General features: G+C 69.9%; 12 protein-coding genes and 1 pseudogene. 7 read left to right on the top strand and 6 right to left on the bottom strand.

The window, feature by feature from the left end; genetic code table 11:
- The 3 genes from GPY60_RS02775 (at window position 1) to GPY60_RS02765 (ending at window position 4,237) form a co-directional block, all read left to right on the top strand.
- Window positions 1-804 (top strand): sugar phosphate isomerase/epimerase family protein, encoded by an 804-nt coding sequence (locus tag GPY60_RS02775; RefSeq protein ID WP_156686049.1) that lies wholly within the window; start codon window positions 1-3, stop codon window positions 802-804.
- Between the two features lie 16 nt (window positions 805-820).
- The gene (locus GPY60_RS02770; RefSeq protein WP_156686048.1) at window positions 821-2,029 is read left to right on the top strand and encodes a DUF1214 domain-containing protein; all 1,209 of its coding nucleotides are present in this window, start codon (window positions 821-823) and stop codon (window positions 2,027-2,029) included.
- 207 nt (window positions 2,030-2,236) lie between these two features.
- Window positions 2,237-4,237 carry an acyltransferase family protein gene (locus GPY60_RS02765; RefSeq protein WP_156686047.1) on the top strand — a complete coding sequence of 667 codons (2,001 nt, stop codon included), beginning with the start codon at window positions 2,237-2,239 and terminating at the stop codon, window positions 4,235-4,237.
- A gap of 105 nt (window positions 4,238-4,342) precedes the next feature.
- Here GPY60_RS02765 and GPY60_RS02760 read toward each other — a convergent pair whose 3' ends face one another.
- Together GPY60_RS02760 and GPY60_RS02755 are read right to left on the bottom strand one after the other, a co-directional pair.
- A complete protein-coding gene (locus GPY60_RS02760) occupies window positions 4,343-5,002 on the bottom strand; it encodes an O-methyltransferase (protein ID WP_156686046.1) in 660 nt (219 codons plus the stop codon).
- Between the two features lie 51 nt (window positions 5,003-5,053).
- Window positions 5,054-5,998: an NADP-dependent oxidoreductase gene (locus GPY60_RS02755; protein WP_156686045.1), complete on the bottom strand. Its 945-nt coding sequence runs from the start codon at window positions 5,996-5,998 to the stop codon at window positions 5,054-5,056.
- A 143-nt stretch (window positions 5,999-6,141) separates the two neighbouring features.
- On the opposite strand from GPY60_RS02755, the gene GPY60_RS02750 reads away from it, so the two are divergent.
- Window positions 6,142-6,750 (top strand): hypothetical protein, encoded by a 609-nt coding sequence (locus GPY60_RS02750; RefSeq protein WP_156686044.1) that lies wholly within the window; start codon window positions 6,142-6,144, stop codon window positions 6,748-6,750.
- Window positions 6,751-6,754: 4 nt separating this feature from the next.
- On the opposite strand, the gene GPY60_RS02745 is transcribed toward GPY60_RS02750, so the two are convergent.
- The gene (locus tag GPY60_RS02745) at window positions 6,755-7,510 is read right to left on the bottom strand and encodes a L,D-transpeptidase (protein ID WP_156686043.1); all 756 of its coding nucleotides are present in this window, start codon (window positions 7,508-7,510) and stop codon (window positions 6,755-6,757) included.
- Between the two features lie 122 nt (window positions 7,511-7,632).
- On the opposite strand from GPY60_RS02745, the gene GPY60_RS02740 reads away from it, so the two are divergent.
- Window positions 7,633-8,565 carry a LysR family transcriptional regulator gene (locus GPY60_RS02740; RefSeq protein WP_156686042.1) on the top strand — a complete coding sequence of 311 codons (933 nt, stop codon included), beginning with the start codon at window positions 7,633-7,635 and terminating at the stop codon, window positions 8,563-8,565.
- On the opposite strand, the gene oxc is transcribed toward GPY60_RS02740, so the two are convergent.
- Window positions 8,549-10,252, bottom strand: coding sequence for an oxalyl-CoA decarboxylase (gene oxc / locus GPY60_RS02735; protein ID WP_156686041.1), 1,704 nt, complete (start codon window positions 10,250-10,252; stop codon window positions 8,549-8,551). The two genes, GPY60_RS02740 and oxc, sit on opposite strands and share 17 nt — an antisense overlap.
- 230 nt (window positions 10,253-10,482) lie before the next feature.
- Between oxc and GPY60_RS02730 the strand changes: the two genes are divergently transcribed.
- Window positions 10,483-12,051 carry a FadD7 family fatty acid--CoA ligase gene (locus tag GPY60_RS02730; protein ID WP_156686040.1) on the top strand — a complete coding sequence of 523 codons (1,569 nt, stop codon included), beginning with the start codon at window positions 10,483-10,485 and terminating at the stop codon, window positions 12,049-12,051.
- A 20-nt stretch (window positions 12,052-12,071) separates the two neighbouring features.
- Here GPY60_RS02730 and GPY60_RS02725 read toward each other — a convergent pair whose 3' ends face one another.
- Together GPY60_RS02725 and GPY60_RS02720 are read right to left on the bottom strand one after the other, a co-directional pair.
- Entirely contained in the window at window positions 12,072-14,231 is a 2,160-nt protein-coding gene (locus GPY60_RS02725; protein WP_156686039.1) for an elongation factor G-like protein EF-G2, read from the bottom strand.
- 109 nt (window positions 14,232-14,340) lie between these two features.
- Window positions 14,341-14,766: a TIGR03668 family PPOX class F420-dependent oxidoreductase gene (locus GPY60_RS02720; protein ID WP_156686038.1), complete on the bottom strand. Its 426-nt coding sequence runs from the start codon at window positions 14,764-14,766 to the stop codon at window positions 14,341-14,343.
- 132 nt (window positions 14,767-14,898) lie between these two features.
- On the opposite strand from GPY60_RS02720, the pseudogene GPY60_RS02715 reads away from it, so the two are divergent.
- A pseudogene (locus tag GPY60_RS02715) lies at window positions 14,899-16,098 on the top strand (IS30 family transposase).
- Window positions 16,099-16,129: the final 31 nt, after the last annotated feature.

The raw sequence follows: 16,129 nt of genomic DNA, 5'->3' as shown, positions 1-16,129 counted from the left end.
ATGCGCAGCAGGCTCTCTGTCCACAATGTCACCTTCCTCGGGGCGGACCTCGCTGAGCTGCAACGGCATTGGACATCCCTCGGCCTGCGACACCTGAGCGTCCTCGACGCCCAACTTCTCGACCCCGGCTTCGCGCGGCTGGTCCGGGGCGAGGGTTACCGGGTCGAGGCGGTCTACCACCTGTTCGGCGACGGCCGATTGTCGGCGGAAGGGCAGTCGGTAACCGGCGGACGCGCGCACCTGTCCGGGCTCATCGATGCCGCCGCCGGGGTGGGAGCGCGGTGCATCTACATGCTCACCGGCGGGCGCGGTGAACTGGACTGGGAGCAGGCGGCCGACCGGTTCTGTCGCGCGATCGAACCGTGCGTGCGGGAGGCGGAGGAGGCCGGCGTCGCCCTGGCCATCGAGAACGCGTCCAGCCTCTACGCCGACATCCATATCGCACACACCCTGCGGGACACCGTCACCCTCGCCGAGCGGGCCGGGCTCGGCGTCTGCATCGACCTGTTCCACTGCTGGGCCGAAGCCGATCTCGCGGGCCTGCTGCGGCGGGCGCTGCCGCGGACGCAACTCATCCAGTTGAGCGATTACGTGCTGGGAGACCGGGCTCTGCCGGCCAGGGCGGTGCCCGGCGACGGCACGATTCCGATCGAGTCGTTCGTGGCTCAGGCGTTGGCCGGGGGCTACCGGTTCGGCTTCGACCTGGAACTGCTCGGGCCGCGAATCGACGCCGAGGGCAGGCTGGCGGCGGCCGGCCGGGCGTGCGCGACGGTGAGCGCGATGCTCGACAGGCTCGGCGCCTGAGAACGAAGGGGATGCAATGGCTTTCGGCGAAGGGGCAGACGATGCGGCGCTCGGCGACGCGTGGGATCAGTTCTGCGAGCGGTTGAAAGCGGCCGGCAGGCAGGCGTTCAAGGACTTCAACGCGACGTCGGGTGTGCAGCGCGCCGACGCGTTCCGCTTTCTCACGCAGAATCTGGGGCAGGCCTTCGATCTGGCACTGGAAACCCGCGACAGCCGCTATCCGGTGCTGCACGCCTTCTGTAACCCGACCCGCAAACTCGGGGGAGACTGCGCCGATTTCACCTACCAACAGGTCTGGATCGACGGCGGATCGACGTACCGCATCTCCGGAACCCGCGGCACCGCGCCGTTTTTCAATGTCACCGTGCAGGGCGCGCGTCCGGGGGGTCCCGGCGTGCTGCACGAGCCCTTTGGCGACGTGCCGGAGGTGAACCTGCTCGGCGACCAACTCCGTGTCGAGCCGGACGGCACTTTCGAGCTGTACGTCGGCGGTCCCGAGCGTGGGCCGAACTGGTTGCCGACCACCGCCGCGTCGCGAAAACTGTTCATCCGTCAGGGCTTCGACCGCTGGGATGAGCGCCCCGCGCGGATGCGCATCGAGCGCGTCGACATGACGTCGCCCAAGCCGGTGCCGACGCCCGCCACGATGGTCGAGGCGATGGGCTGGGCGGGGGATTTCGTCACCGGGCTGATGAGCGACTGGCCCGACTTCCCGTTCGCCCATGGGGGCGTAGACCATCGGCATCCCAACCGGTTCCCCCGCCCGGACCCGTCGGATGCGGACGGCAAGCGCGGACGAACCGCCGCCAACATGTACTGGGAACTGGGGCCGGACGAAGCCCTCATCGTCGAGTTCGATGCCCACGAGGGCCTGTGGATGATCACGAACATGGGCGCGTACTTCACCAGCATGGATTTTCTCTACCGGCCGGTGAGCTACACGCCGAGCCGGGCGTCAGTCGACGGCGACGGCAAAGTGAGGCTGATTCTGGCCCACCACGACCCCGGCTATCACAACTGGGTCGACACCCAGGGGTTCGAACGCGGGAACCTCACCTACCGCCACATGCTCGCGGGTGAGCCCGCGGCGCTGACCACCCGGCTGGTCAAGCATGCCGACCTCCCAGAGGCGCTGCCTCGAGAGACCCCGCGCGTCACCAGCGCCGAACGCACAGCGTTGATGTGGGAGCGCTTCGACGGCGTCCGTCGTCGTTTTCCCCTTTGATGCGGCTCGGGGCGCGCGTGTCTTCCGGCCATCGGAGTTCCCCGCATTTAGGCTTGCTCCGATCACGAGGAGGGGCAGCGACGTATCGGCATCAACTATGGCGCCGGGCGACAGGGTCACAAGGGCGCGCTGACGGCGAACGCTGAGCCGGGCGGGAGGTATCCCGCGCCGGCGCCCTCTGCTGCGCGGACGCGGTGGGTGGCGCCCGTGCGCCGGGTCGGTCGGCTCGCGGTCTGGGACAAACCCGAACGGGCCAACGGCATTCCCGCGCTGGACGGGCTGCGCGCCATCGCGGTCGGACTCGTGCTGGTGGGGCACGGCGGGATCCCCGGCGTCGGCGGCGGCTTCATCGGCGTGGACGTGTTTTTCGTCCTCAGCGGCTTCCTGATCACCTCCCTGCTCCTGGACGAACTGGGCCGCAATGGCCGTATCGACCTGACCGGCTTCTGGATTCGGCGGGCGCGGCGGCTGCTGCCCGCCCTGGTCTTGATGGTGCTCACCGTCGCCGCGGCCCGCGGGCTGCTTCCGGACCAGGCCCTAACGGGCCTGCGGAACGACGCGATCGCCGCGTTCCTGTGGGTGGCCAACTGGCGGTTCGTCGCCCAGAACACCGACTACTTCACCCAGGGCGCCCCGCCGTCGCCGCTGCAACACACCTGGTCCCTGGGTGTGGAGGAACAGTACTACTTCGTCTGGCCGGTGTTGCTGATCGCGGTGACGCTCGCCCTGGCCGCGCGGGCGCGGCGTCGTCGCGCCCGCGCCACCGTCGGCGGGGTGCGCTTCGCCATGTTCCTCATCGCCACCGTGGGGGCGCTGGCCTCCGCCGCGGCCGCCATCGCGCTGACGTCCCCGGGGACGCGCGACCGCGTCTACTTCGGCACCGACACCCGCGCGCAGGCGTTGCTCATTGGCGCCGCCGCGGCGGCCCTGCTCGTGCGGGACTGGCCATCGCTGAACCGGGGCTGGTGCCTGATCGGCACCCGGTGGGGGCGCCGGGTCGCCCGCATCCTGCCGGTGCTCGGGCTGGCGGGCCTGGCGGCGGCCGTGCACTACGCGACGGGCGAGGCAGGAGAGTTCCGCCACGGGCTGCTGATCGGCGTCGCGCTCGCGGCCGTGCTCGTCGTCGCGCCGGTGGCGCTCGAGCAACGCGGAGCCGTGGCCCGCGCGCTGTCCTGGCGACCGCTGGTGTGGCTGGGTGCTATCTCCTACGGCGTCTACCTCTGGCACTGGCCGATCTTCTTGGCGCTCAACGGCGAACGCACGGGCTGGTCCGGTCTGCCGCTGTTCGGTGCCCGCTGCGCCGTCACGGTCGCGGTGGCGGCGCTGTCGTGGTGGCTGATCGAGCAACCAATCCGGCGCTGGCGGCCGGCGCGGGTGCCGCTGCTGCCGCTCGCGGCGGCCACCGTGGCCAGCGCCGCCGCGGTGACCCTGCTGGTGGTCCCCGTGGGCACCGGGCCGGGGCTGCGGGAGGACGGCCTCCCGCCCGGCGTCTCGTCGGTCGCCGCGGTCTCGCCGTCTCCCCCGGGGGGGAGCCGCCCGCGGCCACGGGATCCCAATCGGCCGTTCACCGTATCCGTCTTCGGCGACTCGATCGGGTGGACGTGGATGCACTACCTGCCCCCGACGCCCGGGTTCGCGTTCCTGGACCACACGGTGATCGGCTGCAGCCTGGTGCGCGGCACGCCGTACCGGTACATCGGCAAGACGCTGGACCAGCGGCCGGAGTGCGACGGCTGGCCGATCAGGTGGTCGAATCAGGTGAGCCAGGATCAGCCGGACGTCGCGCTGCTCATCATCGGTCGCTGGGAGACCGTCGACCGCGTCAACGAGGGCCAGTGGACGCACATCGGCGACCCCACTTTCGACGCCTACCTCAACGGGGAGCTCGAGCGGGCCCTGGACATCGCCGGCTCGAGCGGCGTTCGGGTCGTCGTCGCGACGGTGCCCTACAGCCGGGGCGGCGAGAAGCCGGACGGCCGCCTGTATCCCGAGGACCAGCCCGAGCGGGTCAACCTATGGAACACCATGCTGCGCAAGGCCGTTGCGCACCACCCCGGTGTCCAGATCCTGGACCTGAACAAGAAGCTGTGTCCCGACGGCGTTTACACCGCCAAGGTCGACGGCATCAAGGTACGCAGCGACGGCGTCCACCTCACCCCCGAGGGCGTGAAGTGGTTGACGCCGTGGCTCGAGGAGTCGCTGCGCTAGTCCTACGGTCGCGACCGGCCCCGCCCGGCTACGCCTTTTGGCGGGGACCCGCTGCGCCCGGCTACGCCGCGCTTGCGATCCCCGCCGCCGCGCTCGCGATCGCGACTAATCGCCCGTGCGGCAGCTGACTTCCATGCTGTCGCTGTCGCGCACCAGGAAGTTGAAGCTCACGTAGCCGTTGGCCGGGTCGCGCACCCGGTCCAGGTACGGCTGTGTGTCTGCCGCATTGGTGTTGTCCGCCACGATCAGCACACCCGGCGACAGGCGCGGCTCGAGCAGTTCGATCACTGGCAGGTACAGATCCTTCCACCCGTCGAGCAGCACGAAATCGACCGGTCCGTCGAGCTTCGCCAGCGTCTCGAGCGCGTCACCCTCGAGAACGGTGATCACGTCGTCCAATCCAGTGTCGGCGAACGTCTTCTTCGCCGCGGCGATCTTGGTGGGGCTGAGCTCGGTGGTCACCACCCGGCCGCTGCCGTTGTCGCGCACCGCCGACGCCAGGTGAAGGGCCGAAATGCCGAAGGACATGCCGAATTCGACGACCGTGGCCGGTCGCGTCGCCCGCACCAGCGAATACAGCAGGCGGCCGGCCTCGGGGGTCACCGGGATGTAGAACTCGCTCATCGCCTCGGCGCGTTCCCGCGCGTTCATCGGCCGATCGAAATCGCCCCGCCTGTCGCGCAATAGCGACATCTGGTTGTTCGCCTCGGCGTACATCGCGTCGAGCACCGTCGCGACCCTGGGATCCTGCAAAGTGTTGGCCATGGTGTCGAGGGTAACCACGTCAGGGGTCTGCTCACCGAATGGAGCTTTGCTTCACCCCGAATTGGTCGGCAGCAGAACGATTTTGCCGTGAGTGTGGCGCTGCTCGAGAAGTTCGAACGCGTCGGCCACCCGGTCCAGCGGGAAGGTCGCGGCGATGTCGAACTCGACTGCGCCGCTGGTGACCAGCTCGGCGATCTCGGCCAGCACCTCCGGCGTCGACGCATCCGCGCTGCCCTCGGTCTTGGCGCCCACCTCGGCGGCCTTCTGGAACGAGATGATGGTCTCGATCCGCTCGGGCGCGACGCCGAGGTCGACCGCCACGTCGATATAGTCCGGCCCGAACAGGTCGATGAAGGCGTCGACGCCGTCAGGTGCCGCCTCACGCAACCGCTGCGTCAGGCCGTCACCGTACTCGACGGGAATCGCGCCGTGTTCCCGCAGCCACTGCGCGTTGTCCGGTCCGGCGATGCCGAGCACCACCGCCTCGCGCAGCACGAGCAGCTGCACGACCAGGCTGCCCACCCCGCCCGCGGCCGCCGACACCGCGACCGTGTCCCCCGCCCGGGGCGCCACCGCGCGGACGGCGGCGTAGGCCGTCGCGCCGACGACATACAGCGAACCCGCGACCTCCCAGCTCAATTCGGCGGGCTTGCGGATCAGCTGGCCGACGGGCACCGCGGTGTGGGTGGCATGGCTGGACCGGCGCAGGCTGAAGCCCAGCACTTCGTCGCCGACGGCGAACTCGGTGACGCCCGCTCCGACCGCGGTCACCACGCCCGCGAGGTCGCTGCCCTCCCCGGACGGGAAGGTGGCGGGAAACATGTCATGCAACGCCCCGACGCGGATGCCGGCCTCGCCGGGATTGATGCCGGCCGCGCGGACCTCGACCACCACCTCGCCGGCCCCGGGCGACGGCATGTCGATGTCGGCCACGTACAACACATCCCTGCCGCCGTAGCGGTCGAACCGCACGGCATGCGCCGTCTCAGCCGTCATCGTCGAAGACTCCTCACCCCGCCGGCTCCGTTTCCGCACGCCAGCTTAGGCCGCTTTAGGCGTACCCACCGGCGACGCCTTGCGCGTATCTTCATAGGCGCCGTAATTCCCATCGGACATCGATCGACGTGGAGGGATCACCCATGGAGGTTGCTCGCAGCGCCGTCGCCGGCTGGGCCGTCGCCACTCTGGTGACGGGCGCCCTGGTAAGCGGATGTGGAGACAACGACAAAGACAAGAACAAGGGGTCGTCGTCGACCAGCGCCTCGTCCAGCACCGTCACGAGCCCGTCGGCGGCTGCGCAACCCAAGGACTACAGCGGCCTGCTGATCAAGCCGAGCGACATCGGCGGCGACGTCGCCGCCCCGCAACCGCCCGTGCTGAACCCCAACAACGCGGCGGGTGTCGCGCAGTTGTTCGCCAGCCCCGACAACAGCCGCCGGATCGGCGACACCATCCTGATCGTGGCCGACCCCGCGGCCGCGGCGGCGGGGGTGGAAAACACGAAGGCCAACTACGCCAGCAAAGTCAGCGGAACCTGGCAGCCCGTCGACGTCGGCTCCAACGGCAACATCATTCAGGGCACGTCGCCGGACAACTCGCAGGCGATCACGGTGCTGCTGTTCACCGAGGGCAAGGCGCTGGTGAACATGGAATTCGACAGCGCGCCCAACGATCCCATCGACCAGGCCGCGGCGGCGGACATCGGCCGCAAGCAGGACGCCGCCATCAAGGCCAATCCGCCCGGCTGACGGGTCAGGCCACCACCTGAATCGGGTCGCCCACGTTGACCTGGTTGAAGTACCATGCGGCGTTGTCCGGGCTCAGGTTGATGCACCCGTGGCTGACGTTCGCGTGGCCCTGCGAGTCCACCGACCACGGCGCGGAGTGCACGTAGACACCGCTCCAGGTGACGCGCACGGCGTAACTGGCGGTGATCTTGTAGCCCTCGGGCGAACTCAGCGGGATGCCGATGGTCCGCGAGTCCATGACCACGGTGCGTTCCTTCTCCAGGGCGGTGAAGTTGCCGATCGGGGTGGGGCGGCTGGGCTTGCCCATCGACGCCGGCATGGTCCGCAGCACCTCGCCGTTGCGGCTGACGGTGAAGGTGTGTGCGGACAGGCTGGCCACCCCCAGCAGCGCGTCGCCGGTCTCGAAACCGGTGTTGTCGAGCGCCTGGACCGTGACCGAGACGTGGGAGTGGGCGGGCCAGTAGTGGGCCGGAACCCACTGCACGACGTTGTTTTCGGGCCACTCGAAGTGCCCGGTCATCACCGGTGACGTCACGCGGATCGTCCGCTCGGCGGCGGCGCGGTCGGTGACCGGTGCGCTGAACGTGACGACGACGGGATGCGCCACCCCCACCACCGCGCCGTTGGCGGGCGATATCGAGGCTATTGCGGGCACGGGCTGGGGGAGCGGGACCGCGGCCAGGCCGCGCGCGGCGCTTCCGAACAGGCCGAGCGACGCGACCGCTACCATAACGAGTAGATAACGAACCGCTCGACGCATGGCCTTTACCCTTCGCGCTGGTGCATTCGACACAACGGTATTCTACTGGCCGTCTACCCATTACGGTTTTCAGCAAACATTGCCTCGGCGACGTCGGTGGCCCGGCATCCGGGGAGGTGCGGGTGCTCTTTCGTCAACTGGAGTACTTCGTCGCGGTGGCTCAGGAGCGCCATTTCGCCCGCGCGGCCGAGAAATGCCATGTCTCCCAGCCGGCGTTGTCCGCCGCGATCGCCAAGCTCGAACGGGAACTGAATGTCACGCTGATCAACCGCGGGCACAGCTTCGAGGGCCTGACCCCCGAGGGTGACCGGTTGGTGGTGTGGGCCAAGCGGATTCTCGCCGAGCACGACGCGTTCACCGCCGAGGTGCGCGCGGTGCGCTCGGGCATCACCGGGACGCTGCGGCTGGGCACGGTTCCCACCGCGTCGACGACGGCGTCCCTGGTTCTCTCCGCGTTCTGCTCGGCACACCCGTTGGCCAAGGTGCACATCCAATCCCGCCTCGCCGCCACCGAACTGTACCGGCGCCTGCGCGAATTCGAGCTGGACGCCGCGATCGTCCACTCCGACCCGGCGGAGGCCCACGACGTGAACCTGGTGCCGCTGTACCGGGAGCGTTATGTCCTGCTGTGCCCGGCGGACATGCTTCTCCCGGGGGCGTCGACGCTCACGTGGCCTGAGGCCGCTCAGCTGCCACTGGCGCTGCTGACGCCCGACATGCGGGACCGCCAGATGATCGACGCGGCCTTCGGCGAACACGCCTTCACCGTCGTGCCGCAGGTCGAAACCGATTCCGTCGCTTCGCTGTTCGCTCAGGTAGCGACCGGAAACTGGGCCTGCATCGTGCCGCATACCTGGCTGTGGACGTCACCGCTGGGCGCCGACACCCGCGCCGTGGAGCTGGCCGACCCGGTACTGACGGCCGAAATCGCGCTCGCCACAGGAGGTTCCGGACCGGGCTCGCCGGTCGCGCGCGCGCTCACCGCGTCGGCCGGGCAGCTGAAGCTCGACGAGTTCTTCGACTCGCGACTCAGGGCGCTCACGCACCGGCGCTGACGCCCGACGCCTTCGGGTTCAGGCTCGACAGGTGCCCGCTCTCCACCCCGGCCGCCGGGTCCAGTTGGCAGTCGATGAGCGCGGGCCCGTGTGAGGCGATGGCATCGGCGAGGGCGGCCCGCAGCTCGGATGGCGTGGTGACGTGATGTCCCTTGCCGCCGAACGCCTCAGCGATCAGCTCGTGCCGAGCCCCGGCGTTCAGCACGGTCGGCGCCGGGTGGCCGTCCGCGGGCGCTTCGTCGCCGCGGTAGACGCCGCCGTTGTTGAGGACGACGACGGTCACCGGCAGGCGATAGCGGCAGATGGTCTCGACTTCCATTCCGCTGAAACCGAATGCGCTGTCGCCCTCGATCGCCACCACCGGCCGGCCGGTCTCCACGGCGGCGGCGATGGCGTAGCCCATGCCGATGCCCATCACGCCCCAGGTGCCCGTGTCGAGCCGGTGGCGTGGCAGTTCCATGTCGACGACGTTGCGCGCGAGGTCCAGGGCGTTGGCTCCCTCGTTCACCACGTAGACGTCCGGATTGTCCTGCAGCACCGCCCGGATGGCGCCGAGCGCGTTGTAAAACCGCATCGGGTGCGGGTTTTCGGCCAGCCGTTCTGACATCTTGGCGTCGTTGCGCGCCTTCCGGTCGGCAAGCTCGGCGGCCCACTCGGCGGCGACGGTCAGCGGCCGGTCGGCCACCGCGTCGCAGAGCGCCGACATCACCGAACCGATGTCGCCGACCAGTGGCGCGGCGATCGGCTGGTTGCTGTCCAGCTCCGAGGCGTCGATGTCGACCTGCACGAATTTCGCGTCGGCGGACCACTGGGGTGACTCCCCGTGGCCGAGAAGCCAATTCAGTCGCGCACCGACCAGCAGCACGGCGTCGGCGCGCGAGATCGCCAGCGACCGGGCGGCGGCGGCGGACTGGGGGTGCGAGTCGGGCAGCAGGCCCTTGGCCATCGACATCGGCAGGAACGGAATCCCCGTGTCCTCCAGGAACTTACGGATCGCGCCGTCCGCCTGTGCGTAGGCGGCGCCCTTGCCGAGCACCATCAGGGGCCGGCGCGCCTCGCGCAACACGTCGAGCGCGCGGCCGACCGCCTCCGGTGCCGGCAGCTGGCGGGGGGCCGGGTCGACGACCCGCCACACCGTGGCCGCCGCGGCGGCGGCGTCCATCGCCTGGCCCAGCACGGCGCCGGGGATGTCGAGGTACACGCCGCCCGGCCGCCCGGAGATCGCGGTGCGCAGCGCGCGCGCGACGCCGCGGCCGACGTCCTCGACCCGGCCGATGCGGTAGGCCGCCTTCGCGAACGGCCTTGCGGCAGAGAGCTGGTCGAGGTCCTGGTAGTCGCCCCGCTGCAGGTCCACCTTCGCCCTGTTGCTGGACCCCGAGATCTGGATCATGGGGAAGCAGTTGGCGGTCGCGTTGGCCAGCGCTGGCAGTCCGTTGAGGAAGCCGGGGCCCGACGTCGTCAGGCACACGCCGGGCCGCCGGGTGAGGAAGCCGGCAGCGGCCGCGGCGTTGCCGGCCGACGCCTCCTGGCGAAATCCGATGTAGCGGATGCCCGACGCCTGGGCGCTGCGCGCCAGGTCCGTGATCGGGATGCCGACGATGCCGTAGATGGTGTCGATGTCGTTGGCCTTCAGCGCTTCCACCACCAGGTGGAAGCCGTCGGTCAGGCGTCCCGTGACTGCGGTCATGGTGGCGACCCCTTCTCTCCCCGCGTCTTTCCGGCGCGTGGCGTGCGCCGCGCCCGTTGACCACTGTGGTCGACGCGGCGGGCGGCTGTCCAAGACTAAGCCGCTATGCACCGATCGACGGTGTCTATCGATAGGCGGCGGTTATCGGTTGTGAGCGAGTCAGTATTGGACTTACGGGTGGGCGGTTCGGCATGGTGCCATCAGAACCCTTCACACCCGAGGAGCGCGGCATGACGTCTGACTCGATGACCGGCAGCGAAGTTCCGGCCGCCGGCGGCGCGGCACCCCGGATCGCCGACCTGGTCGGGGCGTCGGCGCGCCGGTTTCCCGAGAAGCCGGCCCTGGTGATCACCGACAACCGCACGCCCATCGCCTATCGCGACCTGGCGGGTTTGGCCGAGGACCTGGCCGCGCAGTTGGCGGGCGCCGGTCTGCGGCCCGGCGACCGGGTGGCGCTGCGGGCCGGCAGCAACGCCGAGTTCGTCGTCGGGTTGCTGGCGGCGTCGCGGGGCGATCTCGTCGCGGTGCCGCTGGACCCGGCCCTGCCCGTCGAGGAGCAGCGGACCCGCTGCGAGCGGGTGGGCGCGCGGGCCGTGCTGGTCGACGGTGAACCCGCCGGCGAAGGGTGGTGGTGGCCCATCGCGGTGAGCGCCGACGGCGGCACGCCCGCGGTGCGCCTGCGGGCCGCCGGGCCGGCGCGGGACGCCGTCGCCACGCCCGAGGGCCTCCGGGACGACGACGCGATGATCATGTTCACCGGGGGAACCACCGGGGTGCCGAAGATGGTTCCCTGGACGCGCGACAACCTCGCCGCGTCGGTGCGGGCCATCGTGGCGGGATACGGCCTCGGTCCCGACGACGCGACCGTGGCAGTGATGCCGCTGTACCACGGCCACGGGCTGCTCGCCGCCCTGCTGGCCACCCTGGCCGCCGGCGGCACCGTGCTGCTGCCCGCCCGCGGCCGGTTCTCGGCGCACACGTTCTGGGACGACGTCGCCGCCGCGCGCGCGACGTGGTACACCGCGGTCCCGACCATCCACCAGATCCTGTTGGAGCGCGCCAAGACCGGGCGCGAGGGGGACGGCCCGGTCGGGCTGCGCTTCATCCGCAGCTGCAGCGCCCCGCTCACCGCCGAGGCCGCCCGCGCGCTGCAGGACGCGTTCTCGGCGCCGGTGGTGTGCGCCTTCGGCATGACCGAGGCCACCCACCAGGTGGCCACCACCCGCGCCGAACACGGCGAAAACCCGGCGGCCACACCGGGTCTGGTCGGACGCTCGACCGGACCCGAGATCCGGATCGCCGGGCCCGGCGGCGAGCCGGTGCCCCCGGACGCCGTCGGGGAGGTCTGGCTGCGCGGCCCCACCGTCGTGCGCGGCTACCTCGGCGACCCCGCGATCACCGCGGCGAACTTCACCGACGGGTGGCTGCGCACCGGCGATTTGGGCTCGTTGTCGGCGGCGGGCGATCTGACGATCCGCGGCCGCATCAAGGAGCTCATCAACCGCGGCGGGGAGAAGATCTCCCCGGAGCACGTCGAGGGCGTCCTGGCCAACCATCCCGACGTGCTGGAGGTAGCCGTCTTCGCCCGGCCGGACCCCATGTACGGGGAGACGGTCGCCGCGGTGATCGTCCCGCGTGGGACCACCGCGCCCACGCCCGACGAGCTCGCGGAGTTCTGCCGCGGCCGGCTCGCCCCCTACGAGGTGCCCGCCAGCTTCGAACTGAGCGCCGAGCTGCCACACACCGCGAAGGGCTCGCTCGACCGGCGGGCCGTGGCCAGTCAATTCGGCGGAGTCTGACCAAACCTCGAAACGAATTGTCAGACGGTCGCTTTCACGCGTGCGGCCGCCGATTCGGGCATCGGCTCGTACCGGGCGAACGACCGGGTGAACGACGCGGCACCGTGCGCCAGCGACCGCAGGTCGATCGCGTAGCGCGTCAGCTCCACCTGGGGCACCTCCGCCTTCACCACGGTCCGCTCGTTGCCCGCCGTGTCGGTGCCGAGCACGCGACCACGCCGGCCCGACAGGTCACCCATCACCGCGCCGACGAAGTCGTCGGGCACCAGCACCGAGATCTCGTCGATGGGCTCCAGCAAGGTCACCTTGGTGGCCGCGGCCGCCTCCCGGAGCGCCAGCGAACCGGCCATCTGGAACGCGAAGTCGGACGAGTCCACGCTGTGCGCCTTGCCGTCGAGCAGCGTGACCCGGATGTCGACCACGGGATAACCGGCGTGCACACCCTTCTCCATCTGCGCGCGCACCCCCTTCTCGACGCTCGGGATGAACTGCCGCGGCACCGCCCCGCCGACCACCTTATCGAGGAATTCGAAACCGGTGCCCTCGGGCAGCGGTTCCACCTCGATGTCGCACACGGCGTACTGGCCGTGGCCGCCGGACTGCTTGACGTGCCGGCCGTGGCCTTTGGCCTTGCCGCCGAACGTTTCCCGCAGCGGGACCCGCAACTCCACCGTGTCGACGGTGACCCCGTAGCGGTTGGCCAGCGCGTCGAGCACCACCCCGGCGTGGGCCTCGCCCATGCACCACAGCACGATCTGGTGGGTCTCGGGGTTCTGCTCGATGCGCAGCGTCGGGTCCTCGGCGGCCAACCGCCCGAGGCCCACCGACAGCTTGTCCTCGTCGGTCTTGGCGTGCGCCGCGATGGCGACCGGTAGCAGTGGCTCGGGCATCGTCCACGGCCGCAGCACGAGCGGCTCGGCCTTGTCCGACAGCGTGTCACCCGTCTCGGCGCGGCTGAGCTTGCCGATGGCGCAGATGTCACCCGCGACCACCGCCGTCGCCGGCCGTTGCTGCTTGCCGAGCGGAAAGGACAGGGCGCCGACGCGCTCGTCCTCGTCGTGGTCGGGATGGGTGTGCCCGTTCCCGTTGGTGGCGCCGAAGAACGACGCAAAATGGCCCGACACGTGGACGGTCGCGTCGGGCCTGATGGTTCCGGAGAACACCCGGACCACGCTGACCCTGCCGACGTACGGGTCCGACGTCGTCTTCACCACCTCGGCCAGCAGCGGCGCGTCGGCGGCGCAGGACAGGGTCGCGTGCGGGGCGCCGACCGGCGTGAACACCTCCGGGAGGGGATGCTCGAGGGGCGACGGGAAACCGCGCGTGGCCACCTCGAGCAATTCGAGCGTGCCGACGCCGGTGCCGCTGCACACCGGGATCACCGGGAAGAACGTCGCCCGGGCGACGGCCCGCTCCAGGTCGGCGATCAGCACCGCCTCGTCGATCGACTCGCCGCCGAGGTAGCGGTCCATCAGCGACTCGTCCTCGGACTCCTCGATGATGCCCTCGATCAGGGCGCCCCGCGCCTCCTCGACCCGGTCGGCGTCCGCGGGGTCGGGCGGGTGAATGGCGCGCTTGCCGCCGGTGTAGGAGTAGCGCTTCTGCGAGAGCAACCCGATCAAACCGTCGCAGTTGGCGGGGGAGGTCGGCAGGTAGAGCGGTAACACCTTGTCGCCGAACGCATCCTGGGCCGCGGCCAGCGCCTCGGAGTAGTTCGCGCGGGCGTGGTCGAGCTTGGTGATCACCACCGCCCGGGGCATGCCGACCTGGCTGCATTCCTGCCACAGCGACTTCGTCGGCTCGTCGACGCCCTCGTTCGCCGCGATCACGAATAGCGCGCAGTCCGCGGCGCGCAGGCCGGCCCGCAGCTCCCCGACGAAGTCGGCGTACCCCGGCGTGTCGACGAGGTTGATCTTGACGCCCTCGTGGGCCAGGGATGCGACGGCCAGGCCGACCGAGCGCTGCTGACGGATCTCGGCGTCGTCGTAGTCGCAGACCGTGCTGCCGTCGGCGATCGAGCCCGGCCTCGACAGCACGCCCGCCGCCACCAGGAGGGCGTCGACCAGGGTGGTCTTGCCGGCTCCCGACGGTCCCACCAGCACCACGTTGCGGATGTCGCCCGGACCGTTGGCGGTGGGGGCCGTCGCCGCGCCCTGGGAAGCAGTCGTCTTGTCCGCCATGACAATCCTCCGTGACTTCGGCCGCGTCGTTGCGTACCTATCTAGCTACCATTCCCCCAACTTCCGCCGACCACAAGACCGGCGGGGACGATCACCCGGGGCGCCCTGCTCAGGCGTGCCAGCTCGACCAGCGGCGCACGGCCACCGCGATGACCGGGCCGTTCAGCGAAACCGACTGGTATTGAGGGTATTTCGCGCGTAACAGGCGAAAGCCGACCGCCATCGCCTCGTCGTCCTGGTGCACCGTGGCGACGCCGTCGGCCCGCACCCACCACAGCCGCGTCCAGTCGTCGGCGTAATGGTCGGCCAGCAGGCAGACCAGCGGGTTGGCGCGGATGTTGGTCAGGCGGCGCAGCCGCCGGGTGGTCTTGGGTTTGGCGTCGACGGCGGTGTAGACCACGTCCGTGTCGTCCCCGTCGTCAGTGCCGACCGCGAACACCACCGGAACCAGGTGCGGCGTCCCGTCGGGCGCCGTCGTGGCCAGGCGGGCCACCGGGGACCGCGCGAAGCTGGCCCTGGGGTCGAAGTCGCCCACCGGCTCAGCTTAGGGGCCGGAACGGGTGGTGACCGACCGGTGGCTGGACACCCGTGACACGTAAACGGCTGCGACGACACGCCGGGCGGATTCATACGGTCAGTGCAACATCCGTTGTTTTGAGGAGTTGCCATGCCGAGTGGTTATCCGTTTTCGAGGGCGGTGCGGCGAGAGTTTTTGGATCTGGTGTGCCAAGGCATGCCGGTGATTCGGGCCGAGCGCGTGGTGGGTGTGTCGCTGAATACCGGGTCGCGCTGGTGGCGGGAGGCTGGCGCCATGAAGATCGGACGAAATTAATGGAGTTCGGGTTTAGCCAATCCGGGGGATCTGTCACGCCCGGGTGGGCATGGGCACCGGCTCAGCGCCGAGGAGCGGGTGATGATCATGCGCGGGCGCGACGCCGGCCTCAGTGATGCTGACATCGGCAAGCAGATCGGCCGTGATCGCAGCGTGGTGTATCGCGAGGTTCGACGAAACCGGAACGCCGACGGCGACTACCACGCGCTGATGGCCCATGGTCGTGCCGCAGACCGAGCACGCCGACCCAAGCAGTTCAAGCTCAAGGACAATCCGCTCTGCGCGCTGATCGAAGCCTGGATGGATGATGGGTGGAGTCCCAAACTGATCGCCGACATGTTGGCCCGCGATCATCCCCATGACAGGCAGGCCCGGGTGAGCCACGAAACCATCTACCAAAGCCTGTATGTGCAGACCCGCGGCAGTCTGCGCGCTGATCTGCACAAATGCCTGTCCACCAAACGGGCGGCACGCAAAGCGCGGGGCCGCTACGTCAGCCACGGCGTCTACAACGGCGAGGAATTCACGATCAGCGATCGTCCCGCCGAGGCGGAGGACCGCGCCGTGCCCGGTTCCTGGGAAGGCGATCTGATCTTGGGGCCCGGCGGCGCCAGCGCGATCGGCACCCTGGTCGAACGCAGCACCCGCTTCACCATCCTGTTGCACCTACCCACCGGCCACAGCGCCGCGGCCGTCGCCGCCGCGATGATCGAGGCGATGAGCGAGCTGCCCGAGCACCTGCGGCGCGCCATCACCTGGGATCGCGGCAGCGAAATGGCTAACTGGCGCGAGATCTCGCTGCAACTAGGCGCCCCGGTCTACTTCTGCAACCCGCACTCACCCTGGCAGCGCGGCAGTAACGAAAACACCAACCGGCTTCTGCGGTTCTGGTTCGAAAAGGGCAGCGATCTAAGCCGTTACACCAAAGCCGACCTCAAACGCATCCAAGACACCCTCAACCGCCGGCCCCGCCCCACACTCAACCTCGACACCCCCGCCCAACGACTCGCCCAACTCCTCGACCAAGCCGCCTGACCAGATGTTGCACTAACCGATTGACAATGCC

The sequence above is a fragment of the Mycobacterium sp. Marseille-P9652 genome (genome assembly GCF_902652685.1).
GTDB lineage: Bacteria > Actinomycetota > Actinomycetes > Mycobacteriales > Mycobacteriaceae > Mycobacterium.
Note: the sequence above shows the minus strand (reverse complement) of the source record. Positions and strands in the feature narration are given on the sequence as shown.

Bases quoted from the DNA above. Each gene is read 5' to 3' on its own strand.
- GPY60_RS02750 (WP_156686044.1), top strand. From the start codon at position 6,142: ATGGAGGTTGCTCGCAGCGCCGTCGCCGGCTGGGCCGTCGCCACTCTG.
- oxc (WP_156686041.1), bottom strand. From the start codon at position 10,252: ATGACCGCAGTCACGGGACGCCTGACCGACGGCTTCCACCTGGTGGTG.
- GPY60_RS02760 (WP_156686046.1), bottom strand. From the start codon at position 5,002: ATGGCCAACACTTTGCAGGATCCCAGGGTCGCGACGGTGCTCGACGCG.
- GPY60_RS02775 (WP_156686049.1), top strand. From the start codon at position 1: ATGCGCAGCAGGCTCTCTGTCCACAATGTCACCTTCCTCGGGGCGGAC.
- GPY60_RS02725 (WP_156686039.1), bottom strand. From the start codon at position 14,231: ATGGCGGACAAGACGACTGCTTCCCAGGGCGCGGCGACGGCCCCCACC.
- GPY60_RS02730 (WP_156686040.1), top strand. From the start codon at position 10,483: ATGACGTCTGACTCGATGACCGGCAGCGAAGTTCCGGCCGCCGGCGGC.
- GPY60_RS02745 (WP_156686043.1), bottom strand. From the start codon at position 7,510: ATGCGTCGAGCGGTTCGTTATCTACTCGTTATGGTAGCGGTCGCGTCG.
- GPY60_RS02755 (WP_156686045.1), bottom strand. From the start codon at position 5,998: ATGACGGCTGAGACGGCGCATGCCGTGCGGTTCGACCGCTACGGCGGC.
- GPY60_RS02770 (WP_156686048.1), top strand. From the start codon at position 821: ATGGCTTTCGGCGAAGGGGCAGACGATGCGGCGCTCGGCGACGCGTGG.